This is a genomic window from Kitasatospora sp. NPDC050463, from assembly GCF_040655255.1.
In the GTDB taxonomy this organism is placed as follows: Bacteria; Actinomycetota; Actinomycetes; order Streptomycetales; family Streptomycetaceae; genus Kitasatospora.
The window spans coordinates 72,545-93,623 of the sequence record NZ_JBFAJO010000011.1 but is presented as its reverse complement, the minus strand read 5'-3'; the positions used below and the strand labels follow the sequence as shown (position 1 = coordinate 93,623).

The following is a 21,079-nucleotide window of genomic DNA, read 5'->3' as shown; positions in this document are numbered from 1 at the left end:
CCACCCCTTTCGGCGATATGCGGAGTTTGCCGACGAATGATGGAATTCCCCCATGATTCGTCCTGGCGCTTTGCGCACCGTTCTGGCCGGCGCCGCCTTCGCCGCCCTCCTGGCGATCGGCGGCCCGGCCGCCCCCGCCCAGGCGGCCTTCGCCCTGCCCACCGACACACCCGGCTCGTCCCGGGCGCAGGCCCGGGCCGGGACGCCCGCCGCCCATCAGGTGGTCACCTTCTTCGAGGAGTACCGGCGGGCGGTGCTCCGCGAAAGCAACGAGGCCCCGCGCGCCGTCCGCGAGCGCCACCTCGCCCCGCACCTGAACTTCCGCCTCGACGCCTGGGCCGCCGAGCACGACGCCGACCCGGTGTTCCGCGCCCAGAACGTCCCGGCCCGGTGGTCCGGCCAGCAGGTCACGGAGGAGCACGGCTTCGCCTCGGTGCGACTGACGGAGTACTGGGGCGGCGGCGGCAGCCAGGAGGTCTGGTACACCGTGCGCCTGAGCGATCTGCGGATCGTCGAGTTGAACGACACCCCCGCCTTTTGAGCCCGCACGCCCCTTCAGCCCCGGCGCGGCGCAGGCGCCCCCACGACTGCGCCGCGCCGGCACCCCCACGCCCGCGGCCGCTGCGGCCGAGCGCGGTGGCCGAGCGCTGTGGCCGCTCACCCGCCCCACCGTGGGACGGGCCGCGGCCTCGACCGAACCGGCCCGACCCTCACCCGATGCCCCCCGGGTTCAGACCCCCAGGCGGAGCGGGGTGAGCCGGGTGGCGACCAGGTTGGTGGCGCCGCGGTCCCGTTCGATGTGGCCGTGCACCAGCAGGCCGGCCCGGTCGAGGGCGGTACGGCGCCGGGACTCCCAGACCGGGCGGCTGCAGATCACGTTGATCAGACCGGTCTCGTCCTCCAGGCTGAGGAACAGGACACCGCCCGCCGTCGGCGGCCGCTGGCGGTGCGTCACCAGGCCGCCGACCACCACCGCCGCGCCGGGTTCCACACCCGGCAGCTCGGCGGCGGTCAGCGCGCCGCCGCGCTCCAGATGGGCGCGCAGATGCTGGACGGGGTGGCTGGTGGCGGAGGCGCCGGTGGCCCAGAGGTCGGCGATGGTCTCCTCCAGCGGGGTCATCTCGGGCAGCGGCGGGGCCTCGGTACCGGGCGTGGTACCGGGGATCAGCGCCGCCGACACTCCGGCGAACGCCCCGGCGGCCCACAGCGCCTGGCGCCTGCTCAGCTCGAAGCAGCCGAACGCGCCCGCCGCGGCGAGGGCCTCCAGCACCGGGGCGGGCAGGCCCGTCCGACGCGCGAAGTCCTCCAGGTCCGCGTACGGCCGCCCGGCCGCGATCACCTCGGCCTGCGGGGTGCCGAGCCCGCGGACGGTGTCCAGCCCGAGCCGGATGGCCGGCTGCGGTTTGCCGGCGGTGAGCGGCGGGGTCGGGGTCGGCCCCCGGTACGGCTCCAGGGTCGGCCGGGGCCCGCTGGCGTTGACGTCCACCCCGCGCACCCGCACCCCGTGCCGCCGGGCGTCCGAGATCAGGCTGAGCGGCGCGTAGAAGCCCATCGGCTGGTTGGCCAGCAGCGCGCAGGTGAAGGCGGCCGGGTAGTGGTACTTGAGCCAGGCGCTCGCGTACACCAGGTAGGCGAAACTGATCGCATGGCTCTCCGGGAAGCCGTAGTTGGAGAAGGCCTCGATCTTGACGTAGACGTCCTCGGCCGTCTCCGGCGGGATGCCGCGCTCGGCCATCCCGCTCAACAACCGCTCGCGCAGCCGGGCGACGCGCTCGTGCGAACGCTTGGAGCCCATCGCCTGGCGCAGCAGGTCCGCCTCGGCGGGGGTGAACCCGGCGCAGTCGATGGCCAGTTGCATCATCTGCTCCTGGAACAGCGGCACCCCGAGGGTCTTGCCGAGCGCGTTCTCCATCAACGGGTGCGGACAGCCGGCCGGTTCGACCCCCGCCCGGCGCCGCAGGTACGGATGGACCGATCCGCCCTGGATCGGGCCCGGGCGGATCAGTGCCACCTCGACCACCAGGTCGTAGAAGTGGTCCGGCTTGAGCCGCGGCAGGGTCGCCATCTGGGCGCGCGACTCGACCTGGAAGACACCGACCGTGTCGGCCCGTCGCAGCATCGCGTACACGCCCGCGTCGTCGTCCGGGATGGTCGCCAGGTCGTAGCGCGCACCGTGGTGCGCGGCGATCAGGTCGCAGGTGTCGTGCAGGGCGGAGAGCATGCCGAGCCCGAGCAGGTCGATCTTGACCAGCCCGGCACCGGCGGTGGAGTCCTTGTCCCACTGCAGCACCGACCGCCCCGGCATCCGGGCCCATTCGGTCGGGCAGAGCTCGGCGATCGGCTCCCTGGTGAGCACCATGCCGCCCGAGTGGATGCCCAGGTGGCGCGGCAAGCCGTGCAGTTGCCCGGCCAGGGCGAGCACGTCGGCGGGGATGACGGCGTCCGCGCCGGGCGGGGAGCGGAAGTCGCTCTGCCGGCTGAACGCGTCCACCTGCCCCTGCGGGTAGCCGAGGACCCGGGCGGCGTCGCGCAGCGCCAGCCGGGGCCGGTAGGTGATCACGTTGGCGACCTGGGCGGCGTGCTCGCGCCCGTAGCGGCGGTAGACGTACTGGATGACCTCCTCGCGGCGGCGGTTCTCGATGTCCAGGTCGATGTCGGGCGGCCCGTCCCGGGCGGTGGAGAGAAAGCGTTCGAACAGCAGCCGGTAGTGGATCGGGTCGACGGCGGTGATGCCGAGCGCGTAGCAGACCGCCGAGTTGGCCGCCGAGCCCCGGCCCTGGCACCAGATGGACTCGCGGCGGCAGAAGTCGACGATGTCGTGGACGATCAGGAAGTACCCGGCCAGGTCCAGGTCCTCGATGACGTCCAGTTCCTTGGCGAGCTGCCGGCGGGCGGGTGCGTTTCCGGGCCCGAAGCGGGCCGGGCCGCCGTCGGCGACCAGCGCGCGCAGATGGCTGATCTCGGTGTGGCCGGGCGGGACGGGGAAGCCGGGCAGCTCCGGGTCGAGCCGGGTGAAGTCGAACGCGCAGGCCCGGGCCAGGTCGACGGTGGCCTGCCGCACCCCCGGGAAGCGGGCCAGCCGGGCCGCCATCTCGCGGCCCGAGCGCAGGTGCGCGGTGCCGGCCGCCTGGGTCCAGCCCGCCGCGTCCTGGAGCGTCCGGCGCTCGTGCAGGGCGGCCAGGCTCTGCGCCAGCCGGCCCTGGGCCGGGCCCGCGTGGTGGGCGTTGGTGGAGGCGACGACGGGGAGGCCGAGCCTGGCCGCCAGGGCCGCCAGGGCGTCGTTGCGCAGGTCGTCGCCGGGCAGCCACTGGTCGATCAGCTCGACGTGGACGTTCTCGCGGCCGAACGCCTCGGTGAGCGTGCGCAGCCGGCGCTCGGCCTCGCGGGTACCTCCCCCGGTGTCGGGGAAGGCACCCGCGGTGGCCCCGGCGGCGGCCCCGGCGGCGAGTGCGGCGGGTACCCGGCCGAGGCGGCAGCCGGTGAGCACCGCCCAGTGGCCGTCGTGCGCGCCGGCGAGCGCGGCGAAGTCGTACGCCGGCCGGCCCTTGGCCCCGCCCGCCAGCTGGGCGGCCCCGATCGCCGCGGAGAGACGCCGGTAGCCGGCCGGGTCGCGGGCCAGCACGAGCAGGTGCTCCACCTCCTGGTCGCGGCGCAGCGTCAACTCGGCGCCGAACACCGTGCCGATGCCCGCCTCGCGGGCCGCCTCGGAGAAGCGGACCGCGCCGTAGAGGCCGTCGTGGTCGGTGAGCGCGAGCGCCTCGATGCCCAGCCGGGCGGCCTCCGCGACCAGTTCCTCGGGGTCGCTGGCACCGTCGAGGAAGCTGAAGGCCGAGTGGACGTGCAGCTCCGCCCAGGCCGGGTCCCCGGTCGGCTCGGCCGGCCCGGGGCCCCGACCCCCGGCACGGCGGAGCGGCACCACCTCACCGACGGCCGGGCCCGGCCGACCGCCGGCCAGGCGCCGGTGCAGTTCGCTCCAGGGGAGCGCGGGGTGGCTGGTGAATCCCATCGGGGGTTGTCGCCTTCGATCTCGCTCGTGTGCTGCCTCCCCCCGCCCTGCTCCTGCTGTGCTCGGCTCTCCGTCCTTCGTCCTCCGTCCTCTGCTGCTGCGCGCCCCTGCCCGCCCGCCTGCGCCTGCCCGCGCCCGCGCCGCGCCCGCCGTCAGTCGTAGCCAGCCTCCACGAACCACTCGCCGTTCTCGACCGTGAGCAGCAGCGCGCGACCGTCCGCCACCGTGACCTGGAAGCGTGCCCGGCGGCGGGCCCGCGCCTGGTCCCACCAGTACTCGACCGCCGGCCAGGGCCCGGTCCAGCCGTCCACCACCAGGTCCCGCCCGCGCACCGCGATCCGGACCGGCCGGGCCGACACCCCCGCCCGGCCGTCCACCACCACCGGCCGGCCGGCCGCGTCCAGCACCGCGACCGGCACCGGGGCGCGGTGCACCACGGCCGGCCAGACGTCCCGCAGCCGCCCCGGCCAGGGCGCGTCGGCCGGGGCCGCCGGGTCGTACGGCTCGCCCCACGGCACCCGGACCGCCTGCTCGCCCGGGCCCCGCCCGCCGGCCGGCTCGATCCGGCGCAGCCCGGCATGCCCGAGCACCGCCTGGACCCGGGCCACCGCGCGCTCCACCCGGTCGTCCGCGACCGCCTGCCCCCAGAGCGCCAACTGCCGCCCCTGGTCGGGCGAGAGGTCGTCGGGTACCAGCCGCAGGGCGGTGAAGCCCGCGTCGTGCGACGGCCCGCCGTCCGGCACGGCGAACGTACCCGCGCCCTGCCAGGCCTGGAGCTGCCAGCGGACGCGTTCGGCGAGCGCCGTCGCCGACAGCCAGCCCTCGTGCCGCCAGAGCCGCGAGACGGTCCGCCCGTCCGCGCAGACCACCTCGACGGCGACCCGCTGACAGGTCAGACCCGCCCCGGCGAGCTGCCGGTGCAGCTGCTCGGCCAGGGTGCGGGCGACGAACACCAACGGTTCGGCGAGCGGCTCCGGCGGGTCGAAGCACTGCTCGACGGAGAGGTCCGGGCCCTCCGTACGCGGCACCAGCGGGCGCGGCTGCAGCCCCCGGGCCAGCCGGTGGGCGGCCGTGCCCGTCGGGCCGAAGCGGTCCGCGACCGCCTCGGCGGGCAGCGCGGCGAACGCCCCGACGGTGGGCAGGCCGAGCCGGTCCAGCAGCTCCGCCAGTCCCTCGTCACCGAGCGCGGCCACCGGGTAGGGCGCGAGGAACTCCGCCGTTCGACCGGCCGGCACCAGCACCCCCGCCCGGGCCGCCAGTACGGCGGCGAACAGGCCGTCGGCGACTCCGACGTGGGCCCGGGGAGCCGCGTCCGCCCCCGCGGGCCGCCCGGCCCCGGCCGACGGCTGCGCCGCGTCCGGCTCCACCGCGGGCGGCTCGGGCGGCCGGGCGAACCCGCCCGGAGCGCCGTCCCGCGCTGCGGGCGCGGCGGCGAACAGCCCGTCCACCGCACCCGCCCGCCGCCGCGCCGCCGCACGGTCGGCCGCCGCCGGGTGCGTCCACGCGGCACGGGCGTCGGGGCCGGGGCCGGGGTGGGCCCCCGGCGGGTGCGGGCGTCCGGCGGGCTCGGGGTCGGCGGGGTGGGTCTGCTGTTCCGGGCCCTCCCCGTCCCGGTCCGCCGCACCGGCCAGGGCGGCCGCCACCGCCCGCTGCACCTTCGCCGTCAGCGCCTCCTCGCCGCCGAAGTACCGGCTCGGCCCCTTCGTCGGAATCGCGCACAGGCCCGGGCGCAGCACCTCCACCCGGGGCGTGAACGCCTCGACCGCCGCAACCACCGGTTCGAACCGCCGGGTCTCCGCCTCCGGATCGCGCTCCCGCAGTTCCAGCGCAGGGCAGAGCCGCTGGGCCAGCTTGAGCCGCTGCCCCTGCCGCACGCCGGCCGCCCGGGCCGCCTCCGAACAGGCCAGGATCCGCCCACCGGCGACCACCGCCACCGGGGCGTCGCTCCCGCCGTCCGCACGCCCTTCGACGGCCACGACCGGCCAGTCCGGGCACCAGACCACCAGCACCCGGGGCGTCCCGGGAGCTCCGGATGCCCCGGTCACTCCGCTGCCGGCCATCTCACACCACCGCCATACGGTCGAGGCCCGCTCCGGCCTCCGACGGCACGTCCTCCCCCACCCCGGCCGGCTCGGCCACCGCCCGCACCTCGCCGTGTGCGTCCGGCAGCCAGAGCCGGGCGGTGCGCCCGCGCACCGCCGAGCCACGCCCCTCGGCCACCACCTCCACCTGCCGCCCGGTGAGCTGACCGTGCCCGTCCCCCAGCCCGGACCACCGGCCGGAGCGCACCTCCAGCCGCAGCCCCGCCCCCGGCCACGGCCCGGCCACCAGCAGCACGCACCCGCTGCGCCGCAGCACGGCCGCCAGCCGGGCGGCCGGCTTCGGCGCCACCGGCCCGTCCGGGCGCAGCATGATCAGCTCGACCGCCCCGGCCAGCACCGACACCACCTCGGCCCAGTGCGGCCCGGGGTCGTCCGCCACCAGCAGCCGCCGCAGGTCCAGCCCGTATCCGGCGGCCGCGGCCAGGCCGAGATCGGGCAGGCCGACCGCCGCCGCCCAGCCGCCGTCCGACTCCCGCGGCCCGGCCGCCAACGCGAGCAGCAGCCCGGTGTCCCCGGCCCCGACCGACACCGTCGTCCCCCGCCGCAGCCCGCCCTCCGGCAGCACCGCCCCCAGCGCGGGCAGCACCGGCAGCAGCCCACGCCGGCCGTCGACCGTCCCCGGGCCGGCACCGGCCCCGAGCGCAGCCGCCGACACCACCGGTCGGAGCGGCTGCCGCTCGACGGTGGATTCGAAAACAGGTTCGAAAACGGGCACACCCCCAGGATCGAACATTCGTTCGCAAAGATTCAAGTCTGCTCAACCCACCTCCACGGTCACTCTCCGTTGCCCCCGGCCGTCGGGCCCGGGGTGCCACGTGGGTCGGGCCGCGTACGCTCGGCCCCGTGCCACGCCATCCGAAGAAACCCCGCCTGCTGGTCGCCGACGGGCGCGGGTACCTGTGGACGCTCCGCCACCGCCACCGCGTGCGGAACGACGGCCGGTCCACGGAGTGCCGCGAGACCCTCACGCTGTACCCGCAGCCCGCCGGCAGCGGCGCTCCGCTGCGCATCGTGTTCACCGCGGGCCCGGACCGGTTCGTCCCGGGCGGGTTCCCCCTGGGCTCCGGCGACGTGGGGCGCGTCCGGGGCGGCGCCCTGAACCTGCACGAACCGGGCGCCGTCCGAGCCCTGCTCGACGTGGCACCGGCCCACGGGTGGCAGCCGGGGGCACCGCGGGCGGTGGAGGTCGACGGCTGGGCCCTGCTGGAGGAGGCGGCCGCCGCCCGAGCCGGGGGTGCCGATCCTGCGGGCCCACCGGGGTGAGCCCCGGGTCGGCGCGAGGTCCGACCACGCCGGCACGAACGGTACGGAACCTCATGTCACACATCGCCGGGCTGTCTCGTCCATGATGTGCAACTGCCAGACAACGGCCTTGGAGCAGATCATGGAAGCACGCCTGAACCCCTTCACCAACCCCGTGCTGGGCAAGGTCTTCAAGCACATCATCGCCGCGAACAAGGTCCTTGAGGGCTCGACCCTGCCGGCCGCGACGCAGGAGCTGGTGAAGCTCCGCGCCAGCCAGATCAACGGCTGCGGCTTCTGCACCGACATGCACTTCAAGGACGCCATTCACGCCGGGGAGTCCGCCGAACGCCTCAACCTGGTCGCCGCCTGGCGGGAGGCCACGGTGTTCACCGAGGCCGAGCGCGCGGCGCTGGAACTCGCGGAGGAGGCCACCCGCATCGCCGACGCGGCCGGCGGCGTCCCGAACAGGGTCTGGGCGAACGCCGCCCAGCACTACGACGAGGACCAGCTCGGCGCCCTGGTGGGGGTCATCACCATCATCAACGCCTTCAACCGCGGGAACGTCATGCTCCAGATGCCCGCCGGCGACTACCGGCCCGGCCAGTTCGCGTAGTCGGGAGTTCCTCCCGGCACAGTCGGGGCCGGGTCCACCCCGGCCCCGGCCGCACCTCCGCCCGCCAGGCCTGACGCCGCGAGGTACGCCAGGAGGCGCCACCGCACCGTGGCGCAGGTCACTCTGACGGGGTGTCACAATCCGCCGGTGCGGGACGTCTCCCTGGCGCACGAGAAGCCGAACCGGCTCGACCGAGGAGGAGATCCGCCATGGAGACCATGACCGTCGAACGCGTCATCGACGCCCCCATCGACGACGTGTTCCGCTGGCTCACCACGACCACCAACTACACGGCCTCGCCGCTGGTGCTGCGCTGCCACCTCGCACGGCAAGGCAGCGGGGCACCCTACGGCGTCGGCGCGGTCCGCAACCACCTGTGGCTCATCGCTGGTTCAGCGAGCGCATCACCCGCTACGACCCCCCGTACGCCACCGAGTACGTCGTCGACCGGAGCCTGCCGCCGTCCCGCCACGAGCTCGGCCGGATGACCTTCACCGAGGTCGACGGCGGCACCCACGTCCGCTGGACCACCCGCGCCGAGGTCGGGATCCCGCTGCTCGGTGGCCTCCTCACCCGCCTGTTCGCCCGGCCGGTCATCACCCGCACGTTCCGGAACATCCTCGACGCCGCCGCCACCGCGCTGTCCGCCCCTCCCGGCGGAACCGCACCGGCCCGCTGAGCGCCCGCTGCCGGCCCCGCCGGAAGGGGGGCCGGTGGCGTGGGAATTGCGCCAAAACCGGTGGGCCGGGACCGCCTGGGCGACAGACTGATCCATATGATCGGATCAGAATCCAAGGCAGACCTTCAGATGTACCTGCAGGACGCACGCGACGCCCTGCTCTGGAAGCTCGACGGGCTGTCGGAGTACGACCTGCGCCGCCCGATGACGCCGACCGGCACCAATCTGCTGGGACTGGTCAAGCACGCGACCGGCGCCGAGGCGGTCTACTTCGGCGCCACCTTCGGCCGGCCGTTCGCCGGGACGCCCCTCTGGATCACGGGCGACGCCGAGCCGAACGCGGACCTGTGGGCGACCCCCGACGAGACGCGGGAGCAGATCGTCGGGCGGTACCGCGAGGCCTGGGCTCACGCGGACACGACGATCGAGTCGCTGCCGCTCGACGCGGTCGGCCGGGTGCCGTGGGGGAACCGGAGCGAACAGACGCTCCACCGCGTCCTCGTCCACATGGTCGCGGAGACCCAGCGGCACGCCGGTCACGCGGACATCGTCCGGGAACTCCTCGACGGAACCACGGGGCTGCGGCCCGGGGACGACAACATGGCGCCCGGCGACCGCACATGGTGGGAGGAGCACCGGAACCGGGTGGAACGCGCGGCCCGGGAGGCCGAGCAGCGTGCCTGACCACCTGCGCCCCTCGTGATCACGGGGGGCGCGGGCACGGGGCTCCCGCTCACCAGCAGGTCGCGCGTGTCCGGAGCCACACGGCCACGCCGCGCCCCGTGCGGCGTCTCAGGCCCCGAGGGAGCGCGCGACGCGGAACCCCACGTCGTCGACCCGGAAGCTCGGGTGGCTGCGGCGCCGCGCGGAGGCCCGGCAACTCCAGTGCTCGTCGAACCAGCCACCCCCGCGCAGCACCCGGTAGGTGGCGTAGACCTCGGCGTCGTAGACGTCCCAGCACCAGTCCCACACGTTGCCGAGCATGTCGTGGAAGCCCCATGGGTTGGGCCGCCGACCGCCCACCTCGTGGATCCGCTCCCGCGAGGTGCCGCGGTACCAGGCGACCTCGTCGAGCGGCCCGTAGTGCGGCCCGGTCGTACCGGCCCGGCAGGCGTACTCCCATTCGGCCTCGGTCGGCAGCCGGTAGCCGTCGGCCGTCGCGTCCCAGGTGACGCCCTCACCGTCGGCGTCCCGACGGTAGGCCGGCGCGAGCCCGTCGCGCCGGGAGAGGGCGTTGCAGAACCGGACGGCGTCCCACCAGGAGACGCTCTCGACGGGCAGCCGGTCCCCGCGGGCCGTGCCCGGCCGCTCGCCGGTGACCTGCGCGTACAGCGCCCGGGTGACCGGGAACGCCCCGAGCCGGTAGGGCGCGAGCTCGACCGCCCAGCTGCGCTGCGTCCGCCGGTCCGACAGCGTCACCCGCCCCGGCGGGACGGCGATCATCGTGAGTTCCGCGCTCGGGTCCATGATCAGCCGATCCTACCGGGACACCGCGGGCGGGGCGCTGGTGAGCATCCGTCAGCCACCGCTCGGGGTGCGGACCCCGGGCCCGGCGGTCGGCCGATCGCCGTCGGCCGAGCCCTCCGGTCGGGGAGCGGAGTTCGCCAGGCGGGCGGCGCGCAGGCTGAGGTGGTGGCGCTCCGGCAGGCTGGCAGTGCGGCGGGCCGCGGCCCGGTAGTCGGCGACGGCGGCCTCGCGCTCCCCCGCCAGCTCGTGCAGGTGGGCGCGGACCGCGTACAGCCGGTGGTGGTCGGCGAGGGTCGCCGGGGCGTCGGCGAGGAGGGCGAGGCCGGCGGCCGGGCCGTCGACCATCGCGGTCGCGACCGCCCGGTTGAGCGTGACCAGCGGACTGTCGGAGATGCGAGCCAGCACGCCGTACAGGGCGAGGATCTGCGGCCAGTCCGTCTCGGCGGCGGTCGGGGCCTCGTCGTGGACGGCCGCGATCGCCGCCTGCACCTGGTACGGCCCGACCGGCCCGCGCGGCAGGGCGGCCGTGATCAGCGCGATGCCCTCGGCGATCGCGGCGGCGTCCCAGCGGGTGCGGTCCTGCTCGGCGAGCGGGACGAGGTCACCGCCCGGGCCGGTGCGGGCCGGTCCGCGGGCGTCGTTGAGCAGCATCAGCGCGAGCAGTCCGGCCACCTCGCCGTCGTCCGGGAGCAGTGCGTGGACGGCCCGGGTGAGCCGGATCGCCTCCCGGGACAGCTCGACGCGTTGCAGGTCGGGCCCGGCGCTGCTGGTGTAGCCCTCGTTGAACACCAGGTAGAGCACGTGCAGTACCGCGTCCAGCCGGGCGGGCCACTCGGCGGCGTCCGGCATCCGGAACGGCACGCCGGAGGCCTTGATCCGCTGCTTGGCGCGGCTGATCCGCTGACCCATGGTGGTCTCCGGGACCAGGAACGCTCGGGCGATCTCCCCGGTGGTCAGACCGCCGACCGAGCGGAGGGTGAGCGCGATCGCCGAGGCGGGCGAGAGGGCCGGGTGGCAGCAGAGGAAGAGCAGGGTGAGGGTGTCGTCGCGGGCGGCCGGGTCGTCCTCGTCGGCGGCCGCCGCGGTGGACCGGTCGGCCGGCACCTGCAAGGCCACCAGGCCTTCGCGCCGGCGGCGGGCCTGCTCGCTGCGGACCTGCTCCGTCATCCGCCGCACCGCGACCTGGATCAGCCATCCACGCGGGTTGCGCGGCAGACCCTCCTCGGGCCACTGGGTGGCGGCGTCCAGCAGGGCCTCCTGCACGGCGTCCTCGGCGGTGGCGAAGTCTCCGTAGCGGCGGGTGAGCACGCCGACGACCTGCGGCGCGAGTGCGCGCAGCAGGTCCTCGACGTCCTCGGCAGGTGCGGTCACAGCTCGGTCGGCGGTGCGGACATCACCTGGCGCACCTCGATCGGCATGTTCAGCGGCCGACCGCCGGGGCCGGGCGCGGCGGAGACGTCCGCAGCGATCTCGACCGCCCGCTCGGCGGTGTCGCAGTCCACGATCCACCAGCCGGCCACCCACTCCTTGGTCTCCGGGAACGGCCCCTCGGTGACCACCGGGGCGCCGCCGCTGTGCGAGCGCACGATCCGGGCGGTCTCCGGCATGGCCAGCCCCTGGGCGTCGACCAGCTCCCCGGCCCCGGCGAGCTTGTCGTTGGTCTCCTTCATGAACCGGATGTGCGCCTCGATCTCCTCGGGCTTCCACTCCTCGATCTTGGGGAAGTCGACCGTCTTCTCACTGAACTGCATGAGCAGCATGTACTTCATGGTCCTGCGCCTCTTCTCGGCTCGTCGTCCCTCGTCGAGGCCCCGGTGGGCGCCTCTCACGAGTAGGTAGAAGCACGCCGCGCGATCTCGACGTCCTCGGCGGAAGATCTGCGAAGAAAGTTAGCCGCGCGGTGGGCGCCGGGCGTGCACCCACGCCCGGCGCCCACCGCACCCGCCACGTTGACCCGTCCCTGACCGGCCCCTAAGGTCGGCCTGTGCAGCGATACGACTGGCTGAAGAAGATTCAGCGGATGGACCCGGAGACCGAGTTCACCGAGATCTACCGGATCAGCAGCTGGTACGAGTTCCCGTGGGACACCACCCAGTCGCTCGGCTTCGCGCTCTACCGCACCTACGCGGTGCCCAGCATCGGCCGGCTGCTCGCGCGGACCGGCGAGTTCACCCGCCGCACGCAGAAGCGCTACGACGACACCGTGCTGATCCTGGAGGCCGTGGTCGAGCACGGCTTCGACTCGGAGCAGGGCCGGGAGGCGATCCGGCGGATGAACCGGATGCACCGCCGGTACGACATCTCCGACGACGACTTCCGGTACGTGCTCGCCACCTTCGTCGTGGTGCCCAAGCGCTGGCTGGACGACTACGGCTGGCGCCCGTACTCGGCGCACGAGGTGCGGGCCACCACCAACTACTACCGCGAACTGGGCCGCCACATGGGCCTGCGCGACATCCCGGAGACGTACGAGGCGTTCGAGCGACTGCTGGACGACTACGAGCGCGCCCATTTCGGCTACCACCGGGGCGGCCGGGACGTCTCGGACGCCACCCTCGGTCTGATGGCCTCCTGGTACCCGGCCCCGCTGCGGCCCTCGATGCGGATGTCCTCGATCTGCCTGCTCGACGACCCGCTGCGCGAGGCCTTCGGCTACCCCAGGCCCCCGGCCGCCCTCCGGTACGCCGTCCGCTCCGGCATGCGGCTGCGCGGCAGGCTCGTCCGCCTCCTGCCGCCGCGCCGCACCCCGTTCCTGGCCCGCGACGGCTCGCAGGTCCGCAGCTACCCGGGCGGCTACCGCATCGGCGAGCTCGGCACCTTCGAGGAGGGCGGCGCCCCGACGGGCGGCTGCCCCTTCCCCCACGCCGCGGACCAGGACGGGACCCAGGAGCCCGCCCCGCGCCCGGAGGGCTGACCCCGCCGCCCCGGGCGGCCCCTCACCCGGGCAGGACGACGGTGTTCTGGCAGGCGGTCAGCAGCCAGCGGCCGTCCTCCTTGGCCATCACGTAGAGCGGGCTGCCCTCGTCGCCGATCTGTTCGCCGGCCAGGGTGAGGTAGCGCTGGCGGACCTTTACCGCGGCGACGTCGGGGCGGATGAAGAGGATGTGCACCACCTCGTAGTCGGCGGTGGTGCCGGAGTCCTTGAAGGCGCCCGGGAGCACCTTGCGGGTGAACTCGGCGATCTCGTCGCGACCGGTCAGGCGCTTGCCGTGGCCGGTGGTCCAGATCGCGTCCGCACGGAAGAGCCCGATGAACTCCTCGGGGAGTTCGTTCACTTGGGAGTGCTGGACGGTGGCGACGACCTGCTTGACGGCTTCGATGTCGGCGGCGGCGTCCGTGTTGTCGGTGTTCATGGTCATCATGATGGACCCTCAAGCCGACTTCAGGTCAAGTGCCGGGACCTGTGCGGAGGAAGGCTCGGCGGCGGGCCCGGCGGGCGGGTCGGGGAGAAGGCGGCGGGTGCGGATCGGCGAGAGGTAGACCGGGAGGAAGGCGGTCGCGAGGAGGGCACCGCCGAGCCAGAGGGTGGGGTGGAGCCCGGCCAGCTCGCCGAGCAGTCCGGCCAGGGCCGCGCCGACGGCCAGCGCCCCGGTGAGCAGGAAGCGGAAGGTGGCGTTCATCCGGCCGAGCAGCGCGTCCGGGGTCATCCGCTGGCGCAGGCTGACGCCGAGCACGTTGTCCATGCCCGTCTTGAAGAGCAGCAGCAGCCAGCCGAAGCCCGCCACGTACAGCCGGGCACCGTCGCCGATCAGCGGCACCAGCAGGCCGGCGGGCGCCATGCAGAGGCCGACCAGGCCGAGCGTACGGCCGTAGCCGACGCGGGCGGCGAACGGACGGGCGCAGCGGGAGCCGCAGAGGACTCCCAGGCCGCCGACCGCCCAGAAGAGGCCCAACGCACCGGCGGGAAGGTGGAGTTCCCGGACGAAGAGGACCGGGAGCAGGGTGTTGACGATCTGGAACCCGAGATTGGTGAGGGCCGCGGTGAGCGCGAGGGCGCGGAGCTCGACGTTGCCGAGGACGTGCCGCAGGCCCTCCCCGATCTGCGCGCCGAGGCCGGGAGCGCCGGCGGAGCCGACCTGAGGCGCGGCCGGCGACGGCGCGGGAGTGTCGCGCAGGGCGATCAGGCGCAGCGCGGAGCCGAGATGGCTGACGGCCGTCGCGGCCACGGCGGCGGGCGCGGTGAGCAGTTGGACCAGGGCGCCGCCCGCACCGCGCCCGGCGATGTTGCCGACGGCCATCAGGCCGACCACGGCGGCGTTCGCCCGCACCAGGTGCTCCCGGCCGACGAGTTGGGGCAGCACGCTCTGCGAGGCGACGTCGTAGAAGACGGTGGCGCAGCCGCTCAGCAGCGCGACGGCGTAGAGCTGCCAGAGGGTGAGCCCGCCCAGCCACCAGGCGAGCGGGACGGAGGCGTACAGGGCGGCCTTCACGAGGTCCGCGACGACGAGGACGCGCCGGTGGCGCATCCGGTCCACCCAGGCACCGGCGGGCAGGCCGATGACCAGGAACGCCAGGGTCCCGAGGGTGGCGAGCGCCCCGACCTGCCCGGCGCTCGCGTCGAGGGCGGCGACGGCGATCAGGGGCAGCGCGACGTAGCCGATGTTGGTGCCGAGCTGGGTGAGCGCGGTGGCGGTGAACAGGGTGCGGAAGTCACTTATCCGCCAGGGTGATTCGGAGCTCATGGTCCGTTTCGTTCAATCGGTGGGGGGCGAAGGGCGCGGAGGCCGCCGCCGGGGCCGGGCGGGCCGTGACCGGCCGGTCCCGGGGGCGGTGCGGGCGGGTCAGGAAGACCCCGGCCAGCACGATGATCATGCCCGTGACGGTCCGGGGGCTCAACGGCTCGTCGAGGACGAGCGCGCCGAGCCCGGTGGAGACGACCGGCAGCAGATAGCCGACGGTGGCGGCGGCGGTGGCGCCCTCGGTGGCGATGAGCCGGTAGTTGAGGTGGAAGGTGAGCCCGGTGGAGAACACCCCCAGGACGGTGACCGCCGCCAGCGCCGGGAGGTTGAACCCGTCCGTGGTGCCGGCGGCGGCCGGCAGCGCGAGCGTGCCCAGTCCGGCCGCGACGGTGAGCTGGGCGGCCGAGAGCGCGAGCGGGGCGGTACCGGTGCCGGTGAGCACGCGGCCCATGTAGGTGAACGCCACCGCGTAGCTGGCGGCCGCGCCCAGCAGGGCGAGTACGCCCCAGCCGAAGGCACCGCCCTGCTGTGACGCCCCCGCGCCCTGCCACGGCGAGAAGATCAGCAGCACTCCGGCGAAGCCGAGCAGCAGCCCGCCGAGGCGCCTCGGGTGCCACCCGCGCTCCGTCCCGACCGCGAGGCCGATCACCAGCGACCAGAGCGGGGTCGTCGCGTTGAGCACCCCGGCCGGCCCCGAGCCGACGGTCCGCACGCCCAGGGCGGCCAGGAAGAAGGGCAGCGCGTTGCAGAAGAAGGCGGCCACGGCGAGCCGGAGCCAGATCGCGGCGCCGCGCGGCAGCCGCTGCCGGGCGGCTCGGGCGAGCAGCAGCAGCACGGCGGCCCCGAGGGCGGAGCGCGCCACGGTGATCTGCAGCGGGGTCAGTCCGTGCTGCAGCGCGAGCTTGGTCCACAGGAAGCCCGAGCCCCAGAGCAGGGCGAGAACGGCCATCCGCACCACGGGACACCTGCCTTTCGGTCGTCGGCCCCCTCCTCGGAGTGCCGTGACGAACGCTGCCCTGCCGGGTCACGACAGGACAAGTGAAATGTTCTGCAGGATGTTTAAGCCGCACTACACCTTTAGGCTGGGCCGCATGCTCGATGTACGACGTCTCCAGGTGCTCCGCGCGGTGGTCACCGGCGGCTCGGTGAGCGCGGCCGCCACCACGCTCGGCTACACCCCGTCCGCCGTCAGCCAGCAGGTGGCGGCGCTGGAGAAGCAGACCGGCACGGCGCTGCTCGAACGCGCCGGGCGCGGGGTGCGGCCGACCGCCGCCGGGCGGCTGCTCGCCGAACACGCCGCCGTCATCGAACGGCAGCTGGCCGAGGCCGGGACGGCGCTCGCCGACCTGCTGGCCGGGCGCAGCGGCTCCCTGGCCGTCCGCTACTTCGCCACGGCGGGTGCCGCCCTGGTGGCACCCGCGGTGGCGGCTTTCCGCGACGGGCACCCGGGGGTGCGGCTCGACCTCGCGATGACCGACCCCGAGGACCCGCTGCAGGACGTGCTCCGGGGCCGGGCCGACCTCGCGGTGGTGGTCCGGCCCGGCGGGCACGAACACCCCGGACTGCGCCTCGTCCACCTGTTCGACGACCCGTACCGCGCCGTGCTGCCGAAGAGCCACCCGCTGGCCGCGAAGCGCGTCCTCGACCTGGCCGATCTGGCCGCCGAACCGTGGGTCGGCAGCGAGCGGGCCGGCCCCTGCCTCGACACCGTCCTGGACGCCTGCGCCGAGGCCGGGTTCCGCCCCCGCGTCGCGGTGGACAGCGACGACTACCCGACCGCGCAGGGCTTCGTCGCGGCCGGGCTCGGGGTGGCACTGGTCCCGCTGCTGGGCCTGGCCCGGCGCCACCCCGGCGTGACCGTGCGGAAGGTCCGCACGCCGGAGCCGGTCCGCGCGATCCACGCCGCCGTCCGGGAGAGCGCCTGGGGCCAGCCCGCCCTCGCCCACCTCGTCACCGCCCTGCGGGAGACGGCGCGCGCGGCGCAGCCGAACTCCCGGGCGACCCCGGCCTGAGCACGGCACGGGCCCGACGCGGCGCCGGCCTGAACGCGGCGCCGACCCGCGGCCGGGCGGTGTTCCGGGCGCCGCGCGGCGCGGCCCAGCGGCAGGGCGGGCGGCGGCTCGACGCCCCCATCGCCGCGGCGCCCGCAACTCGCCGACGGCGCACGGGTGTTCATCACGGCAGCGCCGGCCGAAGACCGCACGACGTACGTGCAGCGGCCCGAAGCTGCCGTGACGCGAGGACTCGGCGCTCGATGCGGCTGGACGGGTGCAGTTCGGCCCCTGACCCCGGCGGCCTCCGGCCGAAGCGGCGCGACGCCGGGTTACATGGGCCTGCGCCTCGGCGCGGGGCGTGCCGGCGTCCTTCACGGACCCGGACCCGACGGATGAAAGAGCACAATGGCAGAGCGAGACCCTCGTAACCGCACTGGCCGCAGCCCTCTAGTTCGCGGGCTCGCCACCGCCGTGCTCGCAGTCGCCGTGCTGGCGGCCTCGGCGGGACCCGGATACGGGACCGGCGCGGCCGGTCTGGCGCCCGGCACACAGTTCACGCCGTTGACGGCGGCGGTGTTGACCGAACCGACGCCGTTCGACGCCACGGACGGCAAGACGCACCTCTCGTACGAACTGCTCACCACGAGCGCACTGTCCAGCAGCACGCGGGTGCAGCTCGACCGGGTCGACGTCCGGGACGCCCGCACCCATGGGGTCATCGGCTCGCTGAGCGGGCAGGCCCTGGGCGAGGCCGCCAATCCGGTGGGCGACCCCCTGCCGGGTGCGGACGGCTACACCCCGCCGCCCCCGCCGCCGACGCCGACCGTCATCCAGGGCTCCCAGCAGTGGGTCATCTGGATCGACCTGACCCTCGACAGCGGTCAGCCGGCGCCCGAGGTGCTCGAACACCATCTCTCGGGTGCCATCCTGACCGCCTCCGGCTCCTCCGCGTTCGAGGAGACGGTGCAGGCCACCCCGACCGGCCGCACCGCGCCGTTGAACCTGAGCCCGCCGGTCCTCCCGGGTGCCTGGTACGCCAGCGAGTCGTGCTGCGGCAACACCCACCACCGGCGCGGCTTCGCCCCGATCAACGGCCGCTTCGGCGTGCCGCAGCGCTTCGCGATCGACTGGTACCGGGTCGGCGAGCAGGGGCAGGCCTGGGAAGGCGACCCCACACAGCTCACCAGCTACCTGAGCTACCGTCAGCCGGTCGTGGCCGCGGCCGGCGGCAGAGTGGTGGAGGTCCAGGACGGAGTCCCGGAGAACCCGCCGCCCGTCACGCCGCCCGTCCCGCCGATCGAGGACACCGTCGGCAACCACGTCACCCTGGAAGTCGCGCCGGGCCGCTACCTGCTCTACGGCCACCTGCAACCCGGCTCGCTCAACGTCCGGGAGGGCGACTGCGTCGACCCCGGCCAGGTCCTCGGGCTGATCGGCAACAGCGGCAACTCCACCACGCCGCACCTGCACTTCCAGGTGATGACCACGGCCGAGTTCTTCCCGACCGACAGCCCGCCGTTCACCTTCCGGGAGTTCCGCGTCCTCGGGCAGGTCGAACCCCGGATCTGGGACGACAACCTGGGCCTGCAGCCGACCGGCTTCCTGCCGATCACGCCATCACCGTACGAGGGAACTCACCACGCCCGGTATCCGCTCGACCGCGAGGTGCTGGAATTCTGACCGGACTCCGGAGGCCGAGGGGCCCTTCACGGGCGGCCTGACGGCGGCCGCGGCCCGGAACGGCCCCGGCGACGTCCGGTCCTCGCCTCCTGCCCGCCCGCCCCGCGCGGGCGGGCAGTACCGGTTCCTGCCCGGCGGCAAGCGGGTTCGTCAGGTGGCGGCGTCGTCGAACGCCACCGGGTCGCCGGCCCGCCTCACCCGAACCACCGGCCGTGCCGCCGTCCCGGACGGGCGGGTTCCGGGGCGGCGGCCGGCTCCCGGGGCCCGTCGCCGGGGCGGGGCGGGCCCGCCCGCGCACGGGCGGAATCCGGGCGACCGGAGGGTCATTGTCAGGGGCACGACATGAACTCGACGCACGGGGCTCCCCGCCGGTACGACCGTCATCTAGGCTGGTGACGTGCTCATACTCGTTCGCCGTCGCCATGTGGACCTGCTCCGCGTGACGACCATGTCCTGTCGACGCTCCAGCTGAACCTCGCGCCTCCCACCCTCATGCGCGGTCCTCGCCGACCGCGTTCCCCCTCCTGGCCCCGGGGCTCCCGCCGCACCAGGCGTGGCCCCGGCGCTCCCCGGTCGATCACCGGGAACGGCCGGGACGAGACCCAGCGGATGTCACCCATGACGCAGCAGCACTCCTCCACCTCCCCCTCCGGCGCCCCCGCGGACGCCCTCCCCGTGATCGACCTGTCGCTCGCGAACGGCACCCCCGACGACCGGCTCCGCCTGCACGACGAGCTGCGGACAGCGGCCACCGGCGTCGGCTTCTTCCAGCTCGTAGGCCACGGCGTCACACCGGCCGAGACGACGGCCCTGATCGACGCGATGCGGGCGTTCTTCGCCCTCCCGGAGGCCGACCGGCTCGCCGTGAGCAACCTCAACTCCCCGCACTTCCGCGGCTACACCCGCACCGGCGACGAGCTCACCGGCGGCAGCCAGGACTGGCGGGACCAGCTGGACATCGGCGCCGAGCTGCCCCCGCACGTCCCGGGGCAGGGCGAGCCGCCGTACTGGTGGCTGGAGGGCCCGAACCAGTGGCCCGGGGCACTCCCGGAGCTGCGGACCGCCGCGCTCGGCTGGATCGACCGCCTCGGCGCGGTCGCCCGGCGACTGCTGCACGAACTCCTCACCGCGATCGGGGCCCGCCCCGACTTCTACGACTACGCCTTCGCGGGCCACCCCCACCTGCGGCTGAAGCTGGTCCGCTACCCCGGCACCGCGCCCGACGGCGCCGGCCAGGGCGTCGGCGCGCACAAGGACTACGGCTTCATCACCCTGCTGCTCCAGGACACCGTCGGCGGCCTCCAGGTCGAGCGCGCGGACGGCAGCTTCCTGGAGGTCCCGCCGATGGAGGGCGCCTTCGTGGTCAACCTGGGCGAGCTGCTGGAGGTCGCCACCGACGGCTACCTGAAGGCCACCAAGCACCGCGTGGTCAGCCCGGCCGGCGCCCGCGAGCGCTTCTCCATCCCGTTCTTCTACAACCCCCGCCTCGACGCCCACATCGAGCCGCTGGACTTCCCCCTCGCGCACCACGCCCCCGGCGCCACCCAGGACCCGGGCAACCCGCTCTTCGCCGAGTTCGGCCTCAACGAGTGGAAGGGCTACACCCGCGCCCACCCCGAGGTCACCCGCCGCCACCACCCCGACCTCGCCGACGCCGGCTCCCGCTGAGGGCGACGCGCCGCGACACCGGGACGCCACCGACCGGCCCCACGCCCGCTCCTCGACACCGGCGTGGGGCCGCTCGGTGCTCCCAGGACCACCGGACCTCGCCGCGCGACCCCGGTGGACCGGGTGGGCCGGCACTGTCACACTGCTGCTGTTACAGCACTGGTGCGACAGAGGCGGAGGAGTGGCGAATGGGGGCGCGGGAGGGTGTCGAGGTCCGGCTGACGGTCGACGAGCTGGCGGCGCGGGCCGGGGTGACGGTGCGGACCGTCCGCTTCTACGGGACGAAGGGGCTGCTGCCCCCGCCGGAGCTGGGGCCGCGCCGGGTCGGGCTGTACGGCACGGACCACCTGGACCGCCTCGGGCTGATCGAGGAACTCCAGCGGCAGGGTCTCACCCTGGCGGCGATCGAGCGCTACCTGGCCTGGCTGCCGCAGGACAGCACGCCGCTGGACCTGGCGATCCACCGGGCCCTGGTGGCCTCGTGGACGCCGGAGACGGCGGAGGAGCTCAGCCGCGGGCAGCTGGAGCGACGGGCCGGGCGGGGGCTCTCGCCGGAGCAGCTGGAGCGGCTGGCGGCGATGGGGGCCCTGGAGCGGACGGCGGACCCGGAGGTGTTCCGGGTGGATCCGGGGCTGCTGCCGCTCGGCGTGCGGATCCTGGACGTGCCGATCCCGCTGGAGACCCTGCTGGCGGCGCGCGCGGTGGTGCTGGAGCACAGCCGGGCGACGGCGCAGGAGCTGCAGCGACTGTTCCGCGAGACGGTCTGGAAGCCGTACCGGGAGAGCGAGCCGGCGCCGGCGGAACTGGAGCGGATGAAGGGGCTGACCGACCACATCCAGCCGATGGTGGCACAGGCGCTGGTGACGGCGTTCCAGCGCTCGCTGCGGGAGGAGCTGGGCGAGGCGGCGCGCTCGGTGGAGGACGCCGACCCGCCCAGCTGACCGGC

Annotated in this window: 19 protein-coding genes; 10 read left to right on the top strand and 9 right to left on the bottom strand. The window is 74.9% G+C overall.

What is annotated here, in order from left to right:
* Positions 1-52 precede the first annotated feature (52 nt).
* Positions 53-541 (top strand): hypothetical protein, encoded by a 489-nt coding sequence (locus AB0J08_RS09790; RefSeq protein ID WP_360629733.1) that lies wholly within the window; start codon positions 53-55, stop codon positions 539-541.
* Between the two features lie 189 nt (positions 542-730).
* On the opposite strand, the gene AB0J08_RS09785 is transcribed toward AB0J08_RS09790, so the two are convergent.
* The 3 genes from AB0J08_RS09785 to AB0J08_RS09775 form a co-directional block, all read right to left on the bottom strand.
* Positions 731-4,006: an error-prone DNA polymerase gene (locus tag AB0J08_RS09785; protein ID WP_360629730.1), complete on the bottom strand. Its 3,276-nt coding sequence runs from the start codon at positions 4,004-4,006 to the stop codon at positions 731-733.
* Positions 4,007-4,158: 152 nt separating this feature from the next.
* Positions 4,159-6,066, bottom strand: coding sequence for a DNA polymerase Y family protein (locus AB0J08_RS09780; protein ID WP_360629728.1), 1,908 nt, complete (start codon positions 6,064-6,066; stop codon positions 4,159-4,161).
* 1 nt (position 6,067) lies between these two features.
* On the bottom strand, positions 6,068-6,823 hold the full coding sequence (locus AB0J08_RS09775; protein WP_360629725.1) for a hypothetical protein: 756 nt from the start codon (positions 6,821-6,823) through the stop codon (positions 6,068-6,070).
* Positions 6,824-6,951: 128 nt separating this feature from the next.
* On the opposite strand from AB0J08_RS09775, the gene AB0J08_RS09770 reads away from it, so the two are divergent.
* The 4 genes from AB0J08_RS09770 to AB0J08_RS09755 all read left to right on the top strand — a co-directional run bounded on the left by AB0J08_RS09770 (position 6,952) and on the right by AB0J08_RS09755 (position 9,329).
* The gene (locus AB0J08_RS09770; RefSeq protein WP_360629722.1) at positions 6,952-7,371 is read left to right on the top strand and encodes a hypothetical protein; all 420 of its coding nucleotides are present in this window, start codon (positions 6,952-6,954) and stop codon (positions 7,369-7,371) included.
* Between the two features lie 121 nt (positions 7,372-7,492).
* Complete coding sequence (locus AB0J08_RS09765; protein ID WP_360629719.1) at positions 7,493-7,966, top strand: carboxymuconolactone decarboxylase family protein; 474 nt, start codon at positions 7,493-7,495, stop codon at positions 7,964-7,966.
* A 376-nt stretch (positions 7,967-8,342) separates the two neighbouring features.
* Positions 8,343-8,645, top strand: a complete 303-nt coding sequence (locus tag AB0J08_RS09760; RefSeq protein WP_360629716.1) for an SRPBCC family protein — start codon at positions 8,343-8,345, stop codon at positions 8,643-8,645.
* Between the two features lie 96 nt (positions 8,646-8,741).
* The gene (locus AB0J08_RS09755; protein ID WP_360629713.1) at positions 8,742-9,329 is read left to right on the top strand and encodes a DinB family protein; all 588 of its coding nucleotides are present in this window, start codon (positions 8,742-8,744) and stop codon (positions 9,327-9,329) included.
* Positions 9,330-9,437: 108 nt separating this feature from the next.
* Here AB0J08_RS09755 and AB0J08_RS09750 read toward each other — a convergent pair whose 3' ends face one another.
* From AB0J08_RS09750 to AB0J08_RS09740, 3 genes are read right to left on the bottom strand one after another with little or no spacing between them, the layout of a single operon-like run.
* Positions 9,438-10,112, bottom strand: coding sequence for an SUMF1/EgtB/PvdO family nonheme iron enzyme (locus AB0J08_RS09750; RefSeq protein ID WP_360629710.1), 675 nt, complete (start codon positions 10,110-10,112; stop codon positions 9,438-9,440).
* Between the two features lie 51 nt (positions 10,113-10,163).
* Positions 10,164-11,483: a sigma-70 family RNA polymerase sigma factor gene (locus AB0J08_RS09745; RefSeq protein WP_360629707.1), complete on the bottom strand. Its 1,320-nt coding sequence runs from the start codon at positions 11,481-11,483 to the stop codon at positions 10,164-10,166.
* On the bottom strand, positions 11,480-11,881 hold the full coding sequence (locus AB0J08_RS09740; RefSeq protein WP_360629704.1) for a YciI family protein: 402 nt from the start codon (positions 11,879-11,881) through the stop codon (positions 11,480-11,482). Before AB0J08_RS09740 ends, AB0J08_RS09745 begins: the two co-directional genes overlap by 4 nt.
* Before the next feature lie 215 nt (positions 11,882-12,096).
* Between AB0J08_RS09740 and AB0J08_RS09735 the strand changes: the two genes are divergently transcribed.
* Positions 12,097-13,026 carry an oxygenase MpaB family protein gene (locus tag AB0J08_RS09735; protein ID WP_360629701.1) on the top strand — a complete coding sequence of 310 codons (930 nt, stop codon included), beginning with the start codon at positions 12,097-12,099 and terminating at the stop codon, positions 13,024-13,026.
* A 22-nt stretch (positions 13,027-13,048) separates the two neighbouring features.
* Here the strand turns inward: AB0J08_RS09735 and AB0J08_RS09730 are convergent, their stop codons facing one another.
* From AB0J08_RS09730 to AB0J08_RS09720, 3 genes are read right to left on the bottom strand one after another with little or no spacing between them, the layout of a single operon-like run.
* Positions 13,049-13,465 (bottom strand): SgcJ/EcaC family oxidoreductase, encoded by a 417-nt coding sequence (locus AB0J08_RS09730; protein ID WP_360629698.1) that lies wholly within the window; start codon positions 13,463-13,465, stop codon positions 13,049-13,051.
* 18 nt (positions 13,466-13,483) lie between these two features.
* The gene (locus tag AB0J08_RS09725; RefSeq protein WP_360629695.1) at positions 13,484-14,794 is read right to left on the bottom strand and encodes an MFS transporter; all 1,311 of its coding nucleotides are present in this window, start codon (positions 14,792-14,794) and stop codon (positions 13,484-13,486) included.
* Complete coding sequence (locus tag AB0J08_RS09720; protein ID WP_360629692.1) at positions 14,763-15,740, bottom strand: DMT family transporter; 978 nt, start codon at positions 15,738-15,740, stop codon at positions 14,763-14,765. Before AB0J08_RS09720 ends, AB0J08_RS09725 begins: the two co-directional genes overlap by 32 nt.
* 142 nt (positions 15,741-15,882) lie before the next feature.
* On the opposite strand from AB0J08_RS09720, the gene AB0J08_RS09715 reads away from it, so the two are divergent.
* From AB0J08_RS09715 to AB0J08_RS09700, 4 genes are all read left to right on the top strand, one after another.
* Positions 15,883-16,803 carry a LysR family transcriptional regulator gene (locus AB0J08_RS09715; RefSeq protein WP_360629689.1) on the top strand — a complete coding sequence of 307 codons (921 nt, stop codon included), beginning with the start codon at positions 15,883-15,885 and terminating at the stop codon, positions 16,801-16,803.
* A 387-nt stretch (positions 16,804-17,190) separates the two neighbouring features.
* On the top strand, positions 17,191-18,465 hold the full coding sequence (locus AB0J08_RS09710; protein ID WP_360629686.1) for a M23 family metallopeptidase: 1,275 nt from the start codon (positions 17,191-17,193) through the stop codon (positions 18,463-18,465).
* A gap of 618 nt (positions 18,466-19,083) precedes the next feature.
* Complete coding sequence (locus AB0J08_RS09705) at positions 19,084-20,133, top strand: 2-oxoglutarate and iron-dependent oxygenase domain-containing protein (RefSeq protein ID WP_360629683.1); 1,050 nt, start codon at positions 19,084-19,086, stop codon at positions 20,131-20,133.
* 188 nt (positions 20,134-20,321) lie between these two features.
* Complete coding sequence (locus tag AB0J08_RS09700) at positions 20,322-21,074, top strand: MerR family transcriptional regulator (RefSeq protein ID WP_360629680.1); 753 nt, start codon at positions 20,322-20,324, stop codon at positions 21,072-21,074.
* The last annotated feature ends 5 nt before the right edge of the window (positions 21,075-21,079 follow it).

Excerpts from the sequence above, each read along its gene's own strand:
- AB0J08_RS09740 (WP_360629704.1), bottom strand. The coding sequence starts at position 11,881 with ATGAAGTACATGCTGCTCATGCAGTTCAGTGAGAAGACGGTCGACTTC.
- AB0J08_RS09780 (WP_360629728.1), bottom strand. The coding sequence starts at position 6,066 with ATGGCCGGCAGCGGAGTGACCGGGGCATCCGGAGCTCCCGGGACGCCC.
- AB0J08_RS09755 (WP_360629713.1), top strand. The coding sequence starts at position 8,742 with ATGATCGGATCAGAATCCAAGGCAGACCTTCAGATGTACCTGCAGGAC.
- AB0J08_RS09785 (WP_360629730.1), bottom strand. The coding sequence starts at position 4,006 with ATGGGATTCACCAGCCACCCCGCGCTCCCCTGGAGCGAACTGCACCGG.
- AB0J08_RS09765 (WP_360629719.1), top strand. The coding sequence starts at position 7,493 with ATGGAAGCACGCCTGAACCCCTTCACCAACCCCGTGCTGGGCAAGGTC.
- AB0J08_RS09705 (WP_360629683.1), top strand. The coding sequence starts at position 19,084 with ATGACGCAGCAGCACTCCTCCACCTCCCCCTCCGGCGCCCCCGCGGAC.
- AB0J08_RS09790 (WP_360629733.1), top strand. The coding sequence starts at position 53 with ATGATTCGTCCTGGCGCTTTGCGCACCGTTCTGGCCGGCGCCGCCTTC.
- AB0J08_RS09715 (WP_360629689.1), top strand. The coding sequence starts at position 15,883 with ATGCTCGATGTACGACGTCTCCAGGTGCTCCGCGCGGTGGTCACCGGC.
- AB0J08_RS09725 (WP_360629695.1), bottom strand. The coding sequence starts at position 14,794 with ATGAGCTCCGAATCACCCTGGCGGATAAGTGACTTCCGCACCCTGTTC.
- AB0J08_RS09720 (WP_360629692.1), bottom strand. The coding sequence starts at position 15,740 with ATGGCCGTTCTCGCCCTGCTCTGGGGCTCGGGCTTCCTGTGGACCAAG.
- AB0J08_RS09710 (WP_360629686.1), top strand. The coding sequence starts at position 17,191 with ATGGCAGAGCGAGACCCTCGTAACCGCACTGGCCGCAGCCCTCTAGTT.
- AB0J08_RS09700 (WP_360629680.1), top strand. The coding sequence starts at position 20,322 with ATGGGGGCGCGGGAGGGTGTCGAGGTCCGGCTGACGGTCGACGAGCTG.
- AB0J08_RS09730 (WP_360629698.1), bottom strand. The coding sequence starts at position 13,465 with ATGAACACCGACAACACGGACGCCGCCGCCGACATCGAAGCCGTCAAG.
- AB0J08_RS09750 (WP_360629710.1), bottom strand. The coding sequence starts at position 10,112 with ATGGACCCGAGCGCGGAACTCACGATGATCGCCGTCCCGCCGGGGCGG.